The sequence below is a fragment of the Amycolatopsis sp. NPDC088138 genome (genome assembly GCF_044741685.1).
Classification (GTDB): Bacteria; Actinomycetota; Actinomycetes; order Mycobacteriales; family Pseudonocardiaceae; genus Amycolatopsis.
This window is the reverse complement of sequence record NZ_JBIUTB010000001.1, coordinates 269,221-285,516: the sequence shown is the minus strand read 5'-3', so window position 1 is coordinate 285,516 and position 16,296 is coordinate 269,221. Positions and strand designations below refer to the sequence as shown.

27 protein-coding genes are annotated in these 16,296 nt (G+C 71.9%); 13 read left to right on the top strand and 14 right to left on the bottom strand.

All coding sequences use genetic code 11. The annotated features are described in order from the left end of the window. The first annotated feature begins 580 nt into the window (after positions 1-580). Genes ACIOD2_RS01475 through ACIOD2_RS01465 form a run of 3 tightly spaced genes read left to right on the top strand, consistent with a single transcriptional unit; the run spans position 581 to position 2,162 of the window. Entirely contained in the window at positions 581-1,294 is a 714-nt protein-coding gene (locus ACIOD2_RS01475; protein ID WP_400533016.1) for a 2OG-Fe(II) oxygenase, read from the top strand. Next, entirely contained in the window at positions 1,291-1,668 is a 378-nt protein-coding gene (locus ACIOD2_RS01470) for a hypothetical protein (RefSeq protein ID WP_400533014.1), read from the top strand. Before ACIOD2_RS01475 ends, ACIOD2_RS01470 begins: the two co-directional genes overlap by 4 nt. After that, positions 1,668-2,162: a methylated-DNA--[protein]-cysteine S-methyltransferase gene (locus tag ACIOD2_RS01465; protein WP_400533012.1), complete on the top strand. Its 495-nt coding sequence runs from the start codon at positions 1,668-1,670 to the stop codon at positions 2,160-2,162. Before ACIOD2_RS01470 ends, ACIOD2_RS01465 begins: the two co-directional genes overlap by 1 nt. A 14-nt stretch (positions 2,163-2,176) precedes the next feature. On the opposite strand, the gene ACIOD2_RS01460 is transcribed toward ACIOD2_RS01465, so the two are convergent. Beyond that, entirely contained in the window at positions 2,177-2,779 is a 603-nt protein-coding gene (locus ACIOD2_RS01460; RefSeq protein WP_400533011.1) for a LysE/ArgO family amino acid transporter, read from the bottom strand. Between the two features lie 67 nt (positions 2,780-2,846). On the opposite strand from ACIOD2_RS01460, the gene ACIOD2_RS01455 reads away from it, so the two are divergent. After that, positions 2,847-3,728, top strand: a complete 882-nt coding sequence (locus ACIOD2_RS01455; protein WP_400533009.1) for a LysR family transcriptional regulator ArgP — start codon at positions 2,847-2,849, stop codon at positions 3,726-3,728. Between the two features lie 18 nt (positions 3,729-3,746). Here ACIOD2_RS01455 and ACIOD2_RS01450 read toward each other — a convergent pair whose 3' ends face one another. After that, positions 3,747-4,370, bottom strand: a complete 624-nt coding sequence (locus tag ACIOD2_RS01450) for a TetR/AcrR family transcriptional regulator (RefSeq protein WP_400533007.1) — start codon at positions 4,368-4,370, stop codon at positions 3,747-3,749. Between the two features lie 65 nt (positions 4,371-4,435). On the opposite strand from ACIOD2_RS01450, the gene ACIOD2_RS01445 reads away from it, so the two are divergent. Then, complete coding sequence (locus ACIOD2_RS01445) at positions 4,436-5,944, top strand: FAD-dependent monooxygenase (protein WP_400533005.1); 1,509 nt, start codon at positions 4,436-4,438, stop codon at positions 5,942-5,944. A 149-nt stretch (positions 5,945-6,093) separates the two neighbouring features. On the opposite strand, the gene ACIOD2_RS01440 is transcribed toward ACIOD2_RS01445, so the two are convergent. After that, positions 6,094-6,243 carry a hypothetical protein gene (locus ACIOD2_RS01440; protein ID WP_400533004.1) on the bottom strand — a complete coding sequence of 50 codons (150 nt, stop codon included), beginning with the start codon at positions 6,241-6,243 and terminating at the stop codon, positions 6,094-6,096. Between the two features lie 14 nt (positions 6,244-6,257). After that, positions 6,258-6,494 carry a hypothetical protein gene (locus ACIOD2_RS01435; RefSeq protein WP_400533003.1) on the bottom strand — a complete coding sequence of 79 codons (237 nt, stop codon included), beginning with the start codon at positions 6,492-6,494 and terminating at the stop codon, positions 6,258-6,260. A 102-nt stretch (positions 6,495-6,596) separates the two neighbouring features. On the opposite strand from ACIOD2_RS01435, the gene pip reads away from it, so the two are divergent. Continuing rightward, on the top strand, positions 6,597-7,535 hold the full coding sequence (gene pip / locus ACIOD2_RS01430; RefSeq protein ID WP_400533001.1) for a prolyl aminopeptidase: 939 nt from the start codon (positions 6,597-6,599) through the stop codon (positions 7,533-7,535). Here the strand turns inward: pip and ACIOD2_RS01425 are convergent. The 4 genes from ACIOD2_RS01425 to ACIOD2_RS01410 form a co-directional block, all read right to left on the bottom strand. Beyond that, the gene (locus ACIOD2_RS01425) at positions 7,522-7,926 is read right to left on the bottom strand and encodes a hypothetical protein (protein ID WP_400532999.1); all 405 of its coding nucleotides are present in this window, start codon (positions 7,924-7,926) and stop codon (positions 7,522-7,524) included. The two genes, pip and ACIOD2_RS01425, sit on opposite strands and share 14 nt — an antisense overlap. A gap of 34 nt (positions 7,927-7,960) precedes the next feature. Further along, complete coding sequence (gene dmpG / locus ACIOD2_RS01420; protein WP_400532998.1) at positions 7,961-8,986, bottom strand: 4-hydroxy-2-oxovalerate aldolase; 1,026 nt, start codon at positions 8,984-8,986, stop codon at positions 7,961-7,963. Then, on the bottom strand, positions 8,983-9,882 hold the full coding sequence (locus tag ACIOD2_RS01415) for an acetaldehyde dehydrogenase (acetylating) (RefSeq protein WP_400532996.1): 900 nt from the start codon (positions 9,880-9,882) through the stop codon (positions 8,983-8,985). Before ACIOD2_RS01415 ends, dmpG begins: the two co-directional genes overlap by 4 nt. Positions 9,883-9,945: 63 nt before the next feature. Beyond that, positions 9,946-10,893: a LysR family transcriptional regulator gene (locus ACIOD2_RS01410; protein ID WP_400532994.1), complete on the bottom strand. Its 948-nt coding sequence runs from the start codon at positions 10,891-10,893 to the stop codon at positions 9,946-9,948. Positions 10,894-10,994: 101 nt separating this feature from the next. Between ACIOD2_RS01410 and ACIOD2_RS01405 the strand changes: the two genes are divergently transcribed. The 7 genes from ACIOD2_RS01405 (at position 10,995) to ACIOD2_RS01375 (ending at position 14,413) form a co-directional block, all read left to right on the top strand. Beyond that, positions 10,995-11,231, top strand: coding sequence for a hypothetical protein (locus ACIOD2_RS01405; RefSeq protein ID WP_400532992.1), 237 nt, complete (start codon positions 10,995-10,997; stop codon positions 11,229-11,231). Further along, positions 11,232-12,107 (top strand): AAA family ATPase, encoded by an 876-nt coding sequence (locus ACIOD2_RS01400; RefSeq protein ID WP_400532991.1) that lies wholly within the window; start codon positions 11,232-11,234, stop codon positions 12,105-12,107. After that, positions 12,100-13,197, top strand: coding sequence for a VWA domain-containing protein (locus ACIOD2_RS01395; RefSeq protein ID WP_400532989.1), 1,098 nt, complete (start codon positions 12,100-12,102; stop codon positions 13,195-13,197). The genes ACIOD2_RS01400 and ACIOD2_RS01395 overlap by 8 nt, the downstream gene beginning before the upstream one ends. After that, positions 13,194-13,583 (top strand): hypothetical protein, encoded by a 390-nt coding sequence (locus ACIOD2_RS01390; RefSeq protein WP_400532988.1) that lies wholly within the window; start codon positions 13,194-13,196, stop codon positions 13,581-13,583. Before ACIOD2_RS01395 ends, ACIOD2_RS01390 begins: the two co-directional genes overlap by 4 nt. Next, entirely contained in the window at positions 13,562-13,969 is a 408-nt protein-coding gene (locus ACIOD2_RS01385; protein WP_400532986.1) for an OsmC family protein, read from the top strand. The genes ACIOD2_RS01390 and ACIOD2_RS01385 overlap by 22 nt, the downstream gene beginning before the upstream one ends. 61 nt (positions 13,970-14,030) lie before the next feature. Further along, positions 14,031-14,243, top strand: coding sequence for a hypothetical protein (locus ACIOD2_RS01380; protein WP_400532984.1), 213 nt, complete (start codon positions 14,031-14,033; stop codon positions 14,241-14,243). A gap of 14 nt (positions 14,244-14,257) precedes the next feature. Beyond that, the gene (locus ACIOD2_RS01375) at positions 14,258-14,413 is read left to right on the top strand and encodes a hypothetical protein (RefSeq protein ID WP_400532982.1); all 156 of its coding nucleotides are present in this window, start codon (positions 14,258-14,260) and stop codon (positions 14,411-14,413) included. Between the two features lie 260 nt (positions 14,414-14,673). Here the strand turns inward: ACIOD2_RS01375 and ACIOD2_RS01370 are convergent, their stop codons facing one another. Genes ACIOD2_RS01370 through ACIOD2_RS01345 form a run of 6 tightly spaced genes read right to left on the bottom strand, consistent with a single transcriptional unit; the run spans position 14,674 to position 16,294 of the window. Further along, on the bottom strand, positions 14,674-14,922 hold the full coding sequence (locus tag ACIOD2_RS01370; RefSeq protein WP_400532980.1) for a hypothetical protein: 249 nt from the start codon (positions 14,920-14,922) through the stop codon (positions 14,674-14,676). 46 nt (positions 14,923-14,968) lie between these two features. Continuing rightward, positions 14,969-15,313: a hypothetical protein gene (locus ACIOD2_RS01365; RefSeq protein WP_400532978.1), complete on the bottom strand. Its 345-nt coding sequence runs from the start codon at positions 15,311-15,313 to the stop codon at positions 14,969-14,971. Beyond that, the gene (locus tag ACIOD2_RS01360; RefSeq protein ID WP_400532976.1) at positions 15,310-15,558 is read right to left on the bottom strand and encodes a hypothetical protein; all 249 of its coding nucleotides are present in this window, start codon (positions 15,556-15,558) and stop codon (positions 15,310-15,312) included. The genes ACIOD2_RS01365 and ACIOD2_RS01360 overlap by 4 nt, the downstream gene beginning before the upstream one ends. Before the next feature lies 1 nt (position 15,559). Continuing rightward, positions 15,560-15,802: a hypothetical protein gene (locus ACIOD2_RS01355; protein WP_400532974.1), complete on the bottom strand. Its 243-nt coding sequence runs from the start codon at positions 15,800-15,802 to the stop codon at positions 15,560-15,562. Then, the gene (locus ACIOD2_RS01350; RefSeq protein WP_400532972.1) at positions 15,799-16,026 is read right to left on the bottom strand and encodes a hypothetical protein; all 228 of its coding nucleotides are present in this window, start codon (positions 16,024-16,026) and stop codon (positions 15,799-15,801) included. The genes ACIOD2_RS01355 and ACIOD2_RS01350 overlap by 4 nt, the downstream gene beginning before the upstream one ends. A gap of 13 nt (positions 16,027-16,039) precedes the next feature. Further along, on the bottom strand, positions 16,040-16,294 hold the full coding sequence (locus ACIOD2_RS01345; protein WP_400532971.1) for a hypothetical protein: 255 nt from the start codon (positions 16,292-16,294) through the stop codon (positions 16,040-16,042). Between the last annotated feature and the right edge of the window lie 2 nt (positions 16,295-16,296).

Sequence of the window (16,296 nt, the reverse complement as noted above, 5' to 3'; positions counted from 1 at the left end):
CGCCCCGGGTCGCGGGTGCGGCCCGATCACCCGGGTCCCACCTCTGGTCACGCGAATTCCGGCCCCAACCACGGCCCTCGGCACGCAACACCCGCCCCGCTCACGCCAATCCGGCCTCAGTCACGCGAGTCCCGACCCACCACACGAGCCCCGCCGCGGATCGCGCAAGTTCTGCCTCCCATCACAGGAGACCGACCCGGATCACACGGACCACGACCGGGATCACACCTATTCCGAGCCTGGCCACGCCACCCACGACCCCCATCACACGAGCCTGGCCCCCACAACGCGGGTTCTGCCCCGACCACGACCGTTCCAGTCCTGATCACGAGCCGCGGCCCCAACCACACGAGCCACGGCCCCGACCATGCCGATCCCGAGCCTGATCACGCGACCCCTGCCTCTGATCCCGCGAATTCCGGCCCACCATCACGCAACCCCGCCTACCCACGCCAACCCACCCCAGGCACGCGACCCCGGTCCCACCACGTGAGTTCCAGCTTCCGATCGGCCCGGAGCCTCGACACACCCGGCGAAAATTCCGATCTCACGTTTTGCCCCGCCCACGCGTCTACCAGATATGAGCACTTTCGAGAAGCGCGTCGCCTCGGCCGACTGGGCCGCGGTGGCCACCGAGGTCGACGACTACGGCTGCGCGTTGCTGCCGCGGCTGCTCACGCCCGCGGAATGCGCGAAGCTCGTCGCGCTCTGGGACGAGCCGGGGCACTTCCGGGCGACGGTCAACCTGCGGCGGCACCGGTTCGGGGACCACGGCGACTACCACTACTTCGCCGAGCCGTTCCCGGAACCGGTCCACGCGCTGCGGCAGGCGCTCTACCCGCGGCTGCTGCCGATCGCGCGTGACTGGGCCGCCCGGCTCGGCCGCGACGCCGAGTGGCCCGACACCCTCGACGAGTGGCTGGCGATCTGCCACGACGCCGGCCAGGCCCGGCCGACACCGATCCTGCTGCGCTACCAAGAGGGCGGCTGGAACGCCCTGCACCGGGACCTCTACGGCGACAAGGTCTTCCCGCTGCAGGTGGTGATCAACCTGAACGATCCGGGCACCGACCACACCGGCGGCGAGTTCCTCCTGGTCGAGCAACGGCCGCGGGCCCAGTCCCGCGGCACGGCGACGCTCATCCCGCAGGGTCACGGCCTGGTGTTCACCACCCGCGACCGTCCGGTCCGCTCGGCCCGCGGCTGGTCGGCGTCTCCCGTGCGCCATGGCGTCTCGGCGGTCCGCTCGGGGCGCCGCCACACGCTCGGGCTCGTGTTCCACGACGCGGCATGACCGAGGAGGAGCTCGAAGCCATGGTGCGCTTGGTGGGCCGGGCCCGGCACGTCGTGATCGGCACGTCCGCCGACCCGGTGTCGCGAGCGAACGGCGAGCGGATCGCCGAAGCGTGGGGCGGGCTCGTCCTGGCGACGGTGACGTGGCCGGAGACGGCGGCGTCGTGGCTGCGTCAAGCCCGGCGGTTCGCGGCACCCGAACCGGACGTCTGGGTCGTCAGCGCGACGCCGGCGGGCTGGGCCGGAATGGCCCGGCGGCTGGCGGCCTCCACGTCGTGGAGTCCACATCGGACGGTGGCCACGGCCACCCTCGAAGAATGTCCGTTGCCCGGCCTGCGTGGCGCGCGGGCGGACGGCAGCAGTTGGGAGAACTGATGAAACACGCGATCATCGACTCGCCGATCGGCGAACTCACTTTGGTCGGCGACGACGACGGCAGCGTCGTCACCGGCCTGTACTTCCCGCACCACTGGACGCGACCGGACCGTACGACGTTCGGCGAGCGTGACGACACGGCGTTCCCGGAAGCCGTCCGGCAGCTGAAGGAGTACTTCGCCGGGCAGCGCACGGAATTCGACGTCCCGACGCGTGCCGAAGGTGACCAGTTCCAGCGGGACGTCTGGGCCGCGATCGACCAAATCCCGTACGGCGAGACAGCCACGTACGGCGACCTCGCAAAGGCCGTCGGCGGGCTGCCTCACGAAGTGGGCGCGGCGGTCGGGCGCAACCCGCTGAGCATCCTGGTGGCGTGCCACCGCGTCGTCGGGAAGAACGGCAAGCTCACCGGGTACGCGGGCGGGCTGAAGCGCAAGGAGTTCCTGCTGGACCTGGAACGCCCGCCGGCCGAGGACAGGGGGCAGCTGTGGTGACGGGGGCGGGGTGATCAGACGCGGCTGAGCAGCATCGTCGCACCGAGGCCGGTCATCGTCACGGCAATAACGGCGTCGAGGACCCGCCACGCCGCCGGCCGGGCGAACACCCCGGCCAGGCGGCGGGCGCCGAACCCCAGCGCGCTGAACCAGACGGCGCTGGCGATGCCCGCACCGAGGCCGAAGAGCCAGCGCCCGTCGCCGTGGGCGACCGCGATCGAGCCGAGCAGCAGCACAGTGTCGAGGTAGACGTGCGGGTTGAGCCAGGTGAAGCCGATGCAGGTGAAGACGGCCTTGCGCAGCGGCGTGCGCTCGTCGCCGACGTTCATCACCGACGGCCGGAACGCCCGCCGCGCGGCCAGCGCGCCGTAGCCGAGCAGGAACAGGCCGCCGCCCACGGCGATCACGCCGATCGCGGTCGGCCACCGGCCGAGGACGGCGCCGAGGCCGCTGACCCCGAGGCCGATCAGGACCAGGTCGGACACGGCGCAGATGACGACTAGGGGCACCACGGCGCCGCCGCGCAGGCCCTGTTGCAGGAGGAAGGCGTTCTGCGAACCGATCGCGACGATGAGGGACAGGCCGGTACCGAACCCGGCCAGCAGAAGAGCGAGCACGGCATCGACGTTAGGCGCCGGCGGCTGCATTACTCCAGCTAAAGATTCTTACGTAACATTAGCGCTCGTGATGTCGGAGCTGCCGCTCGACCAGGTCAGGACCCTGCTCGCCGTCGTCGACGAGCAAAGTTTCGACGCCGCGGCGTCGGTGCTGCACGTGACGCCGTCGGCGGTGAGCCAGCGGGTGAAGGCCCTGGAGCAGCGCACCGGCCGCGTGCTGCTACTGCGGACGAAACCGGTGCGGCTCACCGAGTCGGGCAAGGTGGTGGTGCGGTTCGCGCGGTCGCTGGCCCAGTTGGAGCAGGACGCGCTCGGCGAGCTGGGCCTCGGCGAGGAGGGCACGCGAACGCTGTCGATCGCGGTGAACGCCGACTCCCTCGCGACGTGGTTCCTGCCCGCGCTCGCCGCCGTGCCCGACGACCTGGGAATCTGCTTCGACCTCCAGCGCGACGACCAGGATCACACGGCGGCGCTGCTGCGCGAAGGCCTGGTGATGGCCGCGGTCACGGCGGCCCCGCAGCCGGTGCAGGGCTGCACGTCCCGCCGCCTGGGCCGGATGCGCTACCGCGCGATGGCGTCCCCGGAGTTCGTCGAGCGCCGCCTGACGGGCGCCCCGCTCCCCCAGCTGCTCCCCACGGCCCCGGTGATCGTGTTCGACCGCAAGGACGACCTCCAGGATCGCTTCCTCCGCGCCCTCACCCGGCGCCGGAGCTTCACGATGGTGCGCCACCACATCCCGGCATCGGAGTCCTTCGCGGACGCGGTGGCGGCCGGCCTCGGCTGGGGCATGGTCCCGGAAGCCCAGGCGGCCGAGCGCACCCTGGTGGACTTGGCCCCGGATCACCCGCTCGACGTCCCGCTGCACTGGCAGCAGTGGAAGCTCGATTCGCCGGCCCTGGCCGCGGTGGCCGAGGCAGTCGCGAAAGGCGCGAAGAAGGCCCTCCGCTGAGCAAGGCGTTCGCGAAGCTCAACCCGGGTAGTCGCCCACCCCGTGTTCCACCAGGTCAAACGCCTGGTCGATGACCGCGACCTGCTCCCGGCGAACCGTCTCCGTGTCGTCGCCCGCGACTATGCGGTTCATCGCGTGACTGAAGATCGTCGTGATCGCCGTGGTCAGGAGGCCGGCGGCCATACGGGAGCGGAACGCGTCGCCCGTTTCCTCGGTGAAGACCTCGGCGAACGCCTCCGCGATCTCGCGTTCCTGCTCGTACCAGCGCGCCGTCAGGGCGGGGCTCGAGGTCAGCACCCACCAGAAGCCCGGGCCGCCCGCGATCGCTCCCGACAGGGGGTGGCCCGCGGCCAGCAGTTCGTGCTGGTGGCGTCTCAGGGCACTCACCGCCGAAACACCGGGCGGGCGGGTCCGCACCGCCGCGACCAGGTCGGCCAGGCGGTCGGCGTGGCGGTCGAGGAACAGGTCCTCTTTGCGCGGGAAGTAGTTGAAGACGGTCATCTTGGACACGCCGGCCGCCTCGGCGACCTCGGCGACCGTCACCTCTTCGAAGCCGCGCTGGATGAACAGGCCGCTCGCGACGTCCGCGATGAGCTGCCGGGTCGCCCGCTTCTTGCGCTCGCGCAGTCCGTGATCCGCCATGAACCGAGAGTATAGACCGAGCACAAAGTTTGACTCGGTAAAAGTTTGTCGGCATCATCGAAGGCATGAACAGGGATGTGGTGATCTCCGGGGGCGGACCGGTGGGCCTGATGCTCGCCTGCGAACTGCGCATGGCGGGCGTCGACGTGCTCGTCGCCGAACGGCTGCCCGAACCGGACCAGACGATCAAGGCGGGGTCCATCAACCTGCCGACGGCCGAGGCGCTCTACCGCCGCGGCATGCTGCCCGCGCTCCAGGCGCTGGTGCAGGAAGACCTCGCGCGGATGCGGGAGTTCATGAAGAGCCGTGGGGGCGGCGGCGCGAAGCCGGTGCCGCCGGTGGGGCACTTCGCCGGGATCATGGTGAGCTCGGCGGGCGTCCACTTCGACGATCCGGCGTTCCGCGACGTCGGCCCGGCGGCCGGGGCGGTCATGGTCCGGCAGCAGGCGATCGAGGCCCTGCTCGCCGAACGCGCCGCCGAGCTGGGGGTCGAGGTGCGCCGCGGGGTCGAGGTGACCGGGTTCGAGGCGGACGACGACGGCGTGACCGTCCACCTGGGCGACGACAAGGTACGCGCGGGCTGGCTGGCCGGCTGCGACGGCGGCCGCAGCCTGGTGCGCAAGCGCGCCGGGTTCGACTTCCCGGGCACCGATCCCGCCGTCACCGGGCGGCAGGCGCTGGTCGAGCTGACCGGCGCCGACGCGCTCCGGCCCGGCTGGAACCACACCGACCACGGCATCTACGTCCACGGGCCGGTGCCGGGCCGGATCCTGACCGTCGAGTTCGACGGGCCGCCCGAGGACCGCGACGCGCCGATCACCGCGCAGGAGCTGGAAGACAGCCTGCGGCGAGTGTCCGGAATGGACGTTCGTGTCACGAAGGTGCACACCGCGACGCGCTTCACCGACAACGCGCGCCAGGCGAGCACCTACCGCCGCGGCCGGGTCCTGCTGGCGGGCGACGCGGCGCACGTGCACTCGCCGTTCGGCGGGCAGGGCCTCAACCTCGGTGTTGGCGACGCGGTCAACCTCGGCTGGAAGCTGGCCGCGACGATCCGCGGCTGGGCGCCGGACGGCCTGCTCGACAGCTACACCACCGAACGGCACCCGATCGGCGAGTGGGTGCTCGAGTGGACGCGGGCGCAGATCGCGCTGATGCGCACCGACGAGCGGGCGAAGGCCCTGCGCCACGTCGTCACCGACCTGCTGAACACCGGCGACGGCGCGACCTACCTGGCCAAGAAGCTCTCCGGCGTGCTGCACCGCTACCCGATCGAGGGCGAGCACGACCTCACCGGCCGCGCCGCCCCCGACTTCGCGTTCGCCGACGGGACCCGGCTCGGCGAGCACCTCCAGGACGGCAAGGGCCTGCTGCTGGACCTCGCCGAGTCCGCAGACCTGCGCGGGACGGCGAGCGGCTGGGCCGATCGGGTCGGGGTGCTCACCGCGAAAACCGAGCCCGCCCTGACCGGGGTGCTGATCCGGCCGGACGGCCACATCGCCTGGGCCACCGAAGACGGCACCACCGCGGGCCTGGAAACCGCACTGCGCCGATGGTTCGGCGAACCCGCCTGACCGGAAAGGGCGCGCCGAACCGCCTGCGCGCCCAGCCGGATCAGTAAACGAGGCGAACCCGCTGACCGGTTGGGCGTGCCGGGCACCCGGCGCGCCCTTCCGGACCAGTAAGCGGCGCCCTACCTGACCAACAGGGCGTGCCCGGTTGGTCAGTACGTGACGGCGAAGGCGTGGCTCATCGCGGAGGGGTGCGTGGCCGCCGAGCCGGTCGTGTCCGACAGCAGGCCCGAGGAGATCTGCACCGCTCCGGTCGAGCCGGACAGCCAGTCGGTCTTGACGTAGAAGCCGAACTTCGGCACGCAGCCGTTACCCGTCAAAGCCGTAGCGAGGCCGGGGCGTCGGCGGTCGTGATCAGCACGTTCTGGCTGAGGACCTCGGTCTTCGTCCAGCCGCCGGGGCCGGCGCAGCGCACCTCGTTGTCGGCCAGGGTCGTGTTCGACGCGGTGTTCACCCGCAAGGTGGAGTAGACGTACGCCGTCTGGGTCGCGGCCATGACGAGCTGCACCGAACCGAGCGAGGTGACGTTCTGCGGGGTGTGCGGCGAAGTCACCGTGCGCGGGGTGAATCCTGCGTCTCATCAAAATCCCCTCGTGTGGGCGGCGACGACCCGGAATGATCATCACCCCGGAAGGGAACACGGGAAGGTGCGCCGATGACCGAGCTGTACCCGCCGATCGAGCCGTACGACCACGGGCTGCTCGACGTCGGCGACGGGCACCGCGTGTACTGGGAGACCTGCGGCAACCCGGACGGCAAGCCGGCGGTCATGCTGCACGGCGGGCCCGGCCAGGGCTGCGCGCCGGGCATGCGGCGGGTGTTCGACCCCGCCCGCTACCGCGCGGTGCTGCTCGACCAGCGCGGCTGCGGCCGCAGCCTCCCCCACGCCGCCGACCCGGCGACGTCGCTGGCGCACAACACCACCGACCACCTGGTCGCCGACCTGGAACGGCTGCGCGAGCACCTCGGCATCGAACGCTGGCTGCTGGCGGGCGGTTCGTGGGGCACGACGCTCGCGCTGGTCTACGCGCAGCGGTACCCGCACCGGGTGTCGGAGATCGTGGTCAGCGCGATCAGCACGACGCGGCGGTCCGAGATCGACTGGCTCTACCGCGGGGTCGGCCGGTTCTTCCCGGAGGCGTGGCAACGGTTCAGCGGCGGCTCCCCCGACGTCGTGGCCGACTACGTCCGGCTGCTGGAAGACCCGGCACAGCGAGACAGCGCAGCTCTCGCCTGGCGCGAGTGGGAGGACACGGTGCTGTCGCTCGAACCGGGCGCCACCCCGCGCGTCCACAGTGGACCGCCGGACGACGCGATGATGGCGTTCGTGCAGCTGACGGCCCACTACTACGCGAACGCGGGCTGGCTCGAGGAAGGCGCGGTGATCCGCGACGCCGGACTGCTGGCGGGCATCCCCGGCGTGCTGGTCCACGGCCGCCTCGACCTGAGCTGCCCGGTCACGACGGCGTGGGAGCTGGCGCGGGCGTGGCCGGGCGCGGAACTGCTGATCGACGACCACTCCGGGCACCGCGGCAGCCCGGTGAAACGCGCCTGGACGCTCGGCGCGCTGGACCGGTTCGCTAGCCGCCGCTGAGCGCCGTCAGGAGCGAGAACAGCGACGCGAACAACCACAGAACGGCCAGCTGCACCAGGGTCGGCGTCCGGCCGGTCTCGGTGTCGACCCAGCGGACCTGGGCCATGCCCCCGCCGATGGTGACGCCCCACCACCGGCGCAGCAGGACCCGGTGCACGAACGACGCCGTGACGTACGTCGTCACCAGAGTGGTGAAGAACAACCAGGATTCAGCGCCCATCAAAGTCGCGACGATCAGCCCGACCATCAGGTGCAGCAGCACGTCGACCACCACCGCGGGGGCCAGCCGCCAACCCGACGCCTCCTTGTACGGCGGCCCTTCCCGCAGAGCACGGAAGGTCACGATCTCCAGCTCGGCGGCCTTCCGGTCCTGAGTCGTCGCAGTGTCCATGCCTCCACCACGCGCGAACCCCGGATCCGGTTGCCTATCCTTCCGCGGCGAGTTGCACCGCGACGTCGATGATCATGTCCTCCTGCCCGCCGACCAGTGCGAGTTCCCCGCACCGCCGCAGGATCGCCTGTGCGGGCACCCCGTAGCGCTCCCCCGCGCGTTCCGCGTGCAGCAGGAAGCTCGAGTACACCCCGGCCCAGCCCTGGACGATCGCGTTGCGGTCCATCTTCGGCCAGCGCTGCAGGTACGGGCGGACGATCTCCTCGGCCGCGTCCAGCAGGCCGCCGACGTCCAGGCCGGTGCCGACCTCCAGCCGGTCGAACACCGCCGCGAGGACCTCCGTCGGCGAGTTGCCCGCCCCGGCGCCGAGGGCGCAGAGCGACCCGTCGATGTAGCGGACGCCGGCTTCGTAGGCCAGCACGGAGTTCGCGACGCCGAGGGAGATGTTCTGGTGCCCGTGGTACCCGACCCAGGCCTGGTCGCCGACCTCGGCGACGAGGGCCTCGAACCGCGCGCGGGCTTCGTGCATCAGCAGCGCGCCCGCCGAGTCGGTGACGTACGCCGCCTGGCAGCCCGCGTCCACCATGATCCGGGCCTGCTTCGCCAAGTCCTCCGGCGGCGTGCGGTGCGCCATCATCAGGAACCCGGCCGTCTCCATGCCGAGTTCCCGCGCCAGGCCGAAGTGCTGCGGCGAGACGTCGGCCTCCGTGCAGTGCGTCGCGACGCGGACCATCTCCGCGCCCGCGTCGAACGCGCGCTGCAGGTCTTCGGCCGTGCCGATGCCGGGCACCAGCAGCACCGCGATCTTCGCCTGCTTCGCCTCTTCCCGCGCCGCGGCGATCAGCTTGAGCTCGTCGACGGCGGAAAACCCGTACGTGAACGACGATCCGCCGAGGCCGTCGCCGTGGGTCACCTCGATCACCTCGACACCGGCGCGGTCCAGCGCGCGCACCGTGTCGCGCACCTGCTGCTCGGTGAAGCGGTGCGCCATGGCGTGGCTGCCGTCGCGCAGCGTGGTGTCGACGATCCGGACGTCGTGCTTCAACTCGGGCCTGCTCACGCGGGCACCTCCTGCTTCGCCCGCGCCATCAGCTCGCCCACCCGGGCGGCCGCGGCGGTCATGATGTCCAGGTTCCCCGCGTACTCCGGCAGGTAGTCGCCGTTGCCGCGGACCTCCAGGAAGATCCCGACCCGCGCGTTGCCGTCCCACTCCTCGCGCGCGTCGTCGAACTGCGGATCCGCCCGCAGCGCGTAGCCGGGGACGTACTTGCGGACCTCGTCGGCCATTTCGTGGATCGACGCGGTGATCGCGTCGCGGTCGGCGTCGATCCCGATCGCGCAGAACACCGTGTCCCGCATGATCATCGGCGGCTCGACCGGGTTGAGGATGATGATCGCCTTGCCGCGCCCGGCGCCGCCGATCTCGGCCACCGCGCCGGACGTCGTGCGGGTGAATTCGTCGATGTTGGCCCGGGTCCCGGGGCCCGCGCCGCGTGAAGCCACCGAAGCGACGATCTCCGCGTACGGCACCGGCGTCACCCGGGAAACCGCGTGCACCATGGGAATCGTGGCCTGGCCACCGCAGGTGATCATCGAGACGTTCGGGGCGTCGAGGTGCGCGCCGAGGTTCACCGGCGGGCACACCATCGGGCCCAGGTGCGCCGGGGTCAGGTCGATCGCCTGGATGCCGGCGGCCTCGTAGCGCGGCGCGTTCGCGGCGTGCGCCTTCGCCGACGTCGCCTCGAACACCAGCTGGGGCAAGGGATCCTGGCGCAGCAGCCAGTCGACGCCCTCGGCGGACGCCGCGATCCCCTGCGCGCGAGCGCGTTCGAGCCCGTCGGACTCGACCACGCCGACGACGTAACCGACATCGACAACTTCACTGCGTCGCAGCTTCGCCAGCAGATCGGTGCCGATGTTGCCGGGGCCGACGATCGCCGCCATCACGGGAGCCATGCTCCGACCGTCGCACCGGCCCGGCTCGCGGGACAGTCCGGTGTTCCGGCCAGTGGAACGCCGTCAGCTCCAGATCGTCACGTAGACCGGCGGCCGGAACCGCGACGGCGGCACCCCGCTGCCCGGCGCCCGCATGACGTGCATCGCGCCCGGTGTACCGAGGAAGTGCCGCAGGGAGTTGGCCGCGCCGGTGCGGCGGTCCGTCGGCAGCGTCGTCACGAACCAGCAGGCCGACACCGGGGTCGCACGGGTCGGGACCACCGCCAGCTCCTTGCGCCGCAGCTGCGGCGCCACCAGGTGTTCCAGCGCGACCGACACCCCGCCGCCACTGGCCGCGGCCGACCACGCCGCCGTCTGGTTGGGGAACACCTGGATCGCGTCGTCCGCGACGCCGAGGGCGCGCAGCAGCCGCCCGGTGTCACTGCCCGGGTCGGCGCCCGCCGGGTCCAGCAGCCACGGCCAGTGCGCCGGGCCGCCCTGGTGGCGCGCGTTCGGGGCGCCCACCACGACCAGCGAGCCGCGGAAGATCGGCACGCTGTCGAGGTCCTGCCCGCCTTCCACGCTCAGCTGCGGGCCGAGGGTGACGTCGGCCAGGCGGTTGGCGACCAGCACCGGCAGCTCGGCCGTGCGCGCCACGCCGGCGTTCGCGTCGATCGTGTTCCCCGCGCGTCTCCGGAACGCCTCCAGCAGCGGGTTCGCGACGAACTCGGCGATCTCGCTGGTCACCGCGAGCCGCAGCCGCGCGGCGACGCCGTTGGCCTGCCGGACGGCGGCGTCCGCCTCGGCGCCGAGCGCGACCATCTGCGAGGCGATCGGCAGCAGCCGGCTGCCGCCCGCGGTCAGCGTCATGCCGCCGGAGCGCTTGATGAGCAGCTTGTCGCCGTGGTGCTGGCGCAGCGCGGCCAGGGCCTGGGACACCGCGGGTTCGCTGACCCCGAGCGCCTTCGCCGCGTCGGTGACCGAACCCAGCCTGGCCACCAGCACGAACGCGTTCAGCTGGCCCAACGTCATGCTCAGATACTCTCTGTGACCCCGGTCCCGAAACAGGCGTGGATAAGCGAACCATTAATCCACGGCCCGGCCCAGCGTCCGACCGAGTTACCGTCCACCCCATGGACGAGCCCGGCGACGCGCTGAAGGTGCTCCGCGCGGTCTGGCGTGCCGGCGGCCAGACCGAAGAAGACCTCGACTGCGGACCGCAGAAATCGTGCAAGAGCATGGCGAACGTCGGCTTCGACCGGTTCGCCGAAGACGACGACCCGGCCGCCGCCTGGCGCGCCCGCCTGGCCCGCGAGGGCAAGCTGGGCGACTCGACGGTCGGCGACCTCGTGCTCGGCCCGGACCGGTAGATGGACTACCCGGACACCGTCGCGGGCCTCACCGGGGCGCTGCGCGGCGGCGGTTACCTCGCCGACCGCGGCCTCGCCACCGCGCTGCTCGTGGCGGTCTCCCTGCACCGCCCGCTACTGCTGGAGGGCGAGGTCGGCGTCGGCAAGACCGAGCTGGCGCGCACGCTGGCCGCGGTCTTCGGAAAACGCCTGATCCGGTTGCAGTGTTACGAAGGCATCGACACCGCGCAGGCGCTCTACGAATGGGACTACGCGCGCCAGCTGCTGCAGATCCGAGCCCTGCCGGAGCACGAGGCGTCCGGCGAGACGGCCGTCGACCAGCTCTTCGGGCCGAAGTTCCTGGTGGAACGGCCCTTGCTGGCCGCGGTGCGCGCGGGGGCCGGCGCGGTGCTGCTCATCGACGAAATCGACCGCGCCGACGACGAGTTCGAAGCCTTCCTCCTGGAGCTGCTGGCCGACTTCCAGGTGACGATCCCCGAGATCGGCACGATCACCGCGGACAGTCCTCCGGTCGTGGTGCTGACGTCCAACCGCACCCGCGAGCTGCACGACGCGCTGAAACGCCGTTGTCTCTACCACTGGATCGACTACCCGGACGCCGGGCGCGAAGCCGAGATCGTGCGCGTCCGCGAGCCCGGCGTCACCGAAACGCTGACCCGCAAGGTGGTCGCCGCCGTGCACCGGCTGCGGGAGCTCGATCTGGCGAAGCCGCCGGGGGTCGCGGAAACCGTGGACTGGGCGCGGATGCTCACCTTCCTCGGCGCGGCCGACCTCGACCTCTCCTCCGCCGCCGACACCCTCGGCGCCGTGGTCAAGGACCGCGACGACCTCGAGCTCGTGCGTGAGCACCTGGCGGAGCTCACCTCCGGTGCCTGAGTTCGCCGGGGTCCTCGCGGGGTTCGGGCGCGCACTGCGGGCCGAGGGGCTCGCGGTCGGCACCGGCGACGTGCTCACCTACTGCCGCGCCGCGGCCCGGCTCGACCCGGCCGACCTCGTCGACGTCTACTGGGCGGGCCGGGTGACGCTCGTGCGCCGCCGCGAGGACATCGCGCACTACGACGAGGTTTTCCGCCGCTACTTCCTCGACGCCGAAGGCGCGTCCGAATTCGCCACGCTCACCGCCACCCTGGAGTCCGACGCCGTGCTCTCCCTGCCGGAGTCCGCGTCACCCGGGGAAGAACAGGAGACCCCCGATGCCGCCGGACTCGCCGCGTCCACTGTGGACAGCCTGCGGTACAAGGCGTTCGGCGCCTGCACCCCCGAAGAGCTGGCGGCGATCCGGCGCATGACCGTCAGACTGCGCCTCACTTCCCCGCGACGGCAGACCCGCCGGAGCCTCCCCGCCCGCACCGGGCCGCTCGCGGACCTGCGCGCCACCGTGCGGGAGTCGCTGCGGCTGTTCGGCGAACCCGCCCGGCTGCACCGGCGGCGGCGCCGGGTGCGGCCGCGTCCGCTGACGCTGATCCTGGACGTCTCCGGGTCGATGGCGGACTATTCGCGCGCCCTGCTGCAGTTCGCGTACTCGGCGGGCCGGGCCGCCACGCACGTCGAGGTGTTCTGCTTCGGCACCCGCCTGTCGCGGATCACCGACGAGCTGCGCACCCGTGACGTCGACGAGGCTCTCGACCGCGCCGCGAAGGCCGTCTTCGACTGGGACGGCGGTACGCGGATCGGCGCGTCGCTGGCCGAGTTCGTCGGCACGTGGGGCCGGCGGGGCCGGTGCCGCGGCGGCATCGTCGTCGTCTGCTCCGACGGCCTCGACCGCGGCGACCCGGACGTCCTGGCGCGGGCGGCCGAACGGCTGTCCCGGCTGTGCCACCGTCTCGTGTGGACGAACCCGCACCCCGGCGGTGACTCGCTCGGGATGAGCGTGGTGCGCCCGCACATCGACGTGCTCGTCTCCGGCCAGGACCTGCGGGGGCTCGAGGAGCTGGCGGCGCTGCTGCCGGCGCTGGACCGGTCGTGATCCGCCTCGGCACGGCGGCGGGTTACCCGTTCGAAGGCCCCCGGCTGCTCGGCGGCTGGACCCCGCCCGCGGCCCCGGCCGTCTACGCGATCCTCTGCCGTCCCGACGCCGAAGCCCACCCGGGCCGCTACGCCGTGATCTACGTCGGGCAGGCCGAGGACCTCGCCGCCGAGCGGCTCCCGTTCCGCCACCCGCGGGCGCCGTGCTGGATCGCCCGGGCGGGTTCGCGGTGGAAGGTGCACATCTGCACGTACGATCCGCCGGGCGGGCTGCGGCCGCACCGCGAGCAGATCGTCCGCGAGCTGACGGCGGTGTACCGGCCGCGCTGCAACCGCGAACGGTACGAGCACGCCTGGGAGGACGAATGGATCGGGCACAGCCGGTGACGCCGGCGTTCGAGGTGGTCGCGGGGGCCGGGTCGCTGCGGAGCGTCAGCGGGGTGACGTTCCCCCATCGGTGGACGCCCGCGGGAGTGAGCGTCGAGACCGACTTCACCGGCGGCCACCTGCTGAACCTCGCCGCCGCCGGGTGCGTCCTCAACGACCTGTACCGCGAGGCCGAGCCGCTGGGCATCAAGCTGCGCGGCGTCCGCGTGACGGCAGGCGGCGGCTTCGACCCGGAGACGTGGGCGTCGACCGGCATCAGCTACCGGGTGGAGCTGGACTCCCCCGCGTCCGCCGCGGAGGTGGACCGGCTGCTGGCGGCGGTCGACGCCGTCGCCGAGATCCCCCGCGCCCTGCGAGCCGGCGCCGAAGTGCGGCGTGTGCTCTGAGCCGTTTGATCATCCCCGGCCCGGGGCATTTTCGTCGGGAAGATCCGATCGAGGAGGTGCGATGGCCACCCGCTGGCAACTCATCCCGCGAACCACCCCGCTCTGCTGGCTCAGCCTGGCGGCCGGCGTGCTGCTGCTGGTCTCGAGCATCATCACCCTGACGACGGCGGCCGCGAGAGTCCCGGTCCTCGAGGTGATCGTGGCGGTGGTGGCCGTGTTCCTCATCGTCTGTGCCGTGCTGGGCCTGGCGAAACCGCAGCTCAGGAACCGCTGAACCAAGGAGTCGCCATGACCGACAAGCCTGCCGAGCTCGCCGAGGTCCGCGAGCACATCAAGGAAGCCAAGGACGCCGCCGAGCAGGCGGAGAAGTCCGGCATCGCGGACGCGACGCCGGACAAGCCCTTCGACGAAGGGGACGCCGAAGAGGCCGCGGACACGGACTGATCAGGGGCGTACGCAACGCTGGGTGTCGATGTCCCAGGTGCCGAGTTCGGTGGTGGCAGTGTGACCGTCGTCGTGGCCGGTGCCTGCTCCACGGTCACGACGGTGGTGGAGGCGGGCCAGCCTTTGCGTCCGGTGGTCGCCCGAACCGGTCCAGCAGTTACGGAGCGGCCGAAACCATGCCCGGATGGTGACGATGGAGGATTTGGGACGTTGGGTGGCCAGAATCCTCCATCGACGAACGCTGAGCCGGACTCACGACGCTAGCCCGGCCGTCGGCGGGTGGTCGTGCGGCGGTGGGTGGTCGTCTTCCTCGTGGTCGCCGTGGTGGTGTGGGCCCGCGTGGTCGTGGTGTCCGAAGCCGACGTTGTCGTAGTCACCGGGGACTCCGTTGTGGACGGAACCGGGGTGGTCGTCGGCGTCACCACCTGGCCGTTTCCCGATCGGGCGCCGCCGCAGGCGGCCAGCACTACAGCCGCCGTCAGCACCAGGCCGCACCACCACAACCGCATCGTCCGGACGTTATCAGCGTGGGTCGGGCAAAGAGGGCGGAATGGGTCAACGCGGGGTGAAGCCGACCGCGTCGTGCAGGCGGGAGCGGCGGGTACCCGAAGCCGGGCGGGCCACCGGGTCCGCAGGTGCCGGGGCCTCGCGGACGATGTCCTCCGCCATTCCGTACAGCAGCGGCAGCGCGCCCGCCACCACTCCCCCGGTCCGGTTGATGTGCGCCACTCCCGGGACGATCAGCGCCGCGTGGCCGTTGATCGTGCCGACCGTCTCCGCGCACTCCTCCAGGTTCGCCGCGATCCGGGCCAGCAGCGAGCCGACCCAGAACAGGTAGAACGCCAGGCCCGCGATCAGCAGCGCGATGTCCAGCACCGTCAGGACCACCAGCAGGGTCATGTCCGTGCCCTCCCCAGGAACAGGTGATGTTCCAGGCCTTCCGCCAGCACCGCGTCCACCCGGGTGGCCGTCTCCGGGATCAGGGACGTCGACGCCGTGTTCGCCGCGGCTTCGGCGAGGGTGTCCCGGACCGCCACCACCCGCTGGTCGATGGTGCGGACCAGGACGACCAGCACCGTCAGCAGGGCTGCCACCGCGAGCACCACCACGAAGCCCGCGATCACGGCTATCCACCACGAAGTCATGTCAGCCTCCCAGCCGGGTCCGGCCGCGGCGCAGCCCGGCGACGATCACTTCGGCGTGCTCGATGGTCGTGCTCAGCTCCGCGAGCGGCGCGGTGTTGCGGACGGCGTCGCGCAGCGCGCCGTCGATCAGCGGCGCCTCGCGGCCGATGGACCGCGCCAGCAGCAGGATCGGCACCACCAGCGCGACTACGACCAGCACGACCGCGATCCCGATGGCGAACCCCACCACCCAGCCGGTGCTCATACCGACTCGCAGAAGTCGCGGACGGGCTTGAGGTGCGCGTTGACCGAGGCGAGCGCGGCCGGCACCGGCGCGGTCCGGTCGGCGACGACCCGCACGCCGCCGGTCACCGCGCGGAGCGTGTCGCGGATGTGCCGCAAGTGGAGGATCACCCGCAGCAGCCCGACCGCGGCGAACAGGATGATCAGCGCGGCGATGGCCAGGGTGCACCAGGCGACGACGGGCATCACGGAACTCCTTTCAGCCCAGCAGTTTCGCGACGCTGCCCGCGTACCGGGTGGCGCCGACGGCGACCTCGCCGATGGTCTTGTCGGTCTGCGCGAGCGCCGCCGGCACCGGCTCCAGCTGCCCGGCCAGTTCGACGCCGCCCACGAGAATCGTGTCCGTGGCCGCGCGAATCCGTTCGCAGGCGGCCAATACGCGGTTCAGCAGCGCGATCACCACCGGCAGCACGACCAGCAGCAGCACCGCATTGCCGATCCACCACAGAACCATGT

Bases quoted from the DNA above. Each gene is read 5' to 3' on its own strand.
- ACIOD2_RS01475 (WP_400533016.1), top strand. From the start codon at position 581: ATGAGCACTTTCGAGAAGCGCGTCGCCTCGGCCGACTGGGCCGCGGTG.
- ACIOD2_RS01470 (WP_400533014.1), top strand. From the start codon at position 1,291: ATGACCGAGGAGGAGCTCGAAGCCATGGTGCGCTTGGTGGGCCGGGCC.
- ACIOD2_RS01465 (WP_400533012.1), top strand. From the start codon at position 1,668: ATGAAACACGCGATCATCGACTCGCCGATCGGCGAACTCACTTTGGTC.
- ACIOD2_RS01450 (WP_400533007.1), bottom strand. From the start codon at position 4,370: ATGGCGGATCACGGACTGCGCGAGCGCAAGAAGCGGGCGACCCGGCAG.
- ACIOD2_RS01445 (WP_400533005.1), top strand. From the start codon at position 4,436: ATGAACAGGGATGTGGTGATCTCCGGGGGCGGACCGGTGGGCCTGATG.
- pip (WP_400533001.1), top strand. From the start codon at position 6,597: ATGACCGAGCTGTACCCGCCGATCGAGCCGTACGACCACGGGCTGCTC.
- ACIOD2_RS01425 (WP_400532999.1), bottom strand. From the start codon at position 7,926: ATGGACACTGCGACGACTCAGGACCGGAAGGCCGCCGAGCTGGAGATC.
- ACIOD2_RS01415 (WP_400532996.1), bottom strand. From the start codon at position 9,882: ATGGCTCCCGTGATGGCGGCGATCGTCGGCCCCGGCAACATCGGCACC.
- ACIOD2_RS01410 (WP_400532994.1), bottom strand. From the start codon at position 10,893: ATGACGTTGGGCCAGCTGAACGCGTTCGTGCTGGTGGCCAGGCTGGGT.
- ACIOD2_RS01405 (WP_400532992.1), top strand. From the start codon at position 10,995: ATGGACGAGCCCGGCGACGCGCTGAAGGTGCTCCGCGCGGTCTGGCGT.
- ACIOD2_RS01400 (WP_400532991.1), top strand. From the start codon at position 11,232: ATGGACTACCCGGACACCGTCGCGGGCCTCACCGGGGCGCTGCGCGGC.
- ACIOD2_RS01385 (WP_400532986.1), top strand. From the start codon at position 13,562: ATGGATCGGGCACAGCCGGTGACGCCGGCGTTCGAGGTGGTCGCGGGG.
- ACIOD2_RS01380 (WP_400532984.1), top strand. From the start codon at position 14,031: ATGGCCACCCGCTGGCAACTCATCCCGCGAACCACCCCGCTCTGCTGG.
- ACIOD2_RS01375 (WP_400532982.1), top strand. From the start codon at position 14,258: ATGACCGACAAGCCTGCCGAGCTCGCCGAGGTCCGCGAGCACATCAAG.
- ACIOD2_RS01370 (WP_400532980.1), bottom strand. From the start codon at position 14,922: ATGCGGTTGTGGTGGTGCGGCCTGGTGCTGACGGCGGCTGTAGTGCTG.
- ACIOD2_RS01365 (WP_400532978.1), bottom strand. From the start codon at position 15,313: ATGACCCTGCTGGTGGTCCTGACGGTGCTGGACATCGCGCTGCTGATC.
- ACIOD2_RS01360 (WP_400532976.1), bottom strand. From the start codon at position 15,558: ATGACTTCGTGGTGGATAGCCGTGATCGCGGGCTTCGTGGTGGTGCTC.
- ACIOD2_RS01355 (WP_400532974.1), bottom strand. From the start codon at position 15,802: ATGAGCACCGGCTGGGTGGTGGGGTTCGCCATCGGGATCGCGGTCGTG.
- ACIOD2_RS01350 (WP_400532972.1), bottom strand. From the start codon at position 16,026: ATGCCCGTCGTCGCCTGGTGCACCCTGGCCATCGCCGCGCTGATCATC.
- ACIOD2_RS01345 (WP_400532971.1), bottom strand. From the start codon at position 16,294: ATGGTTCTGTGGTGGATCGGCAATGCGGTGCTGCTGCTGGTCGTGCTG.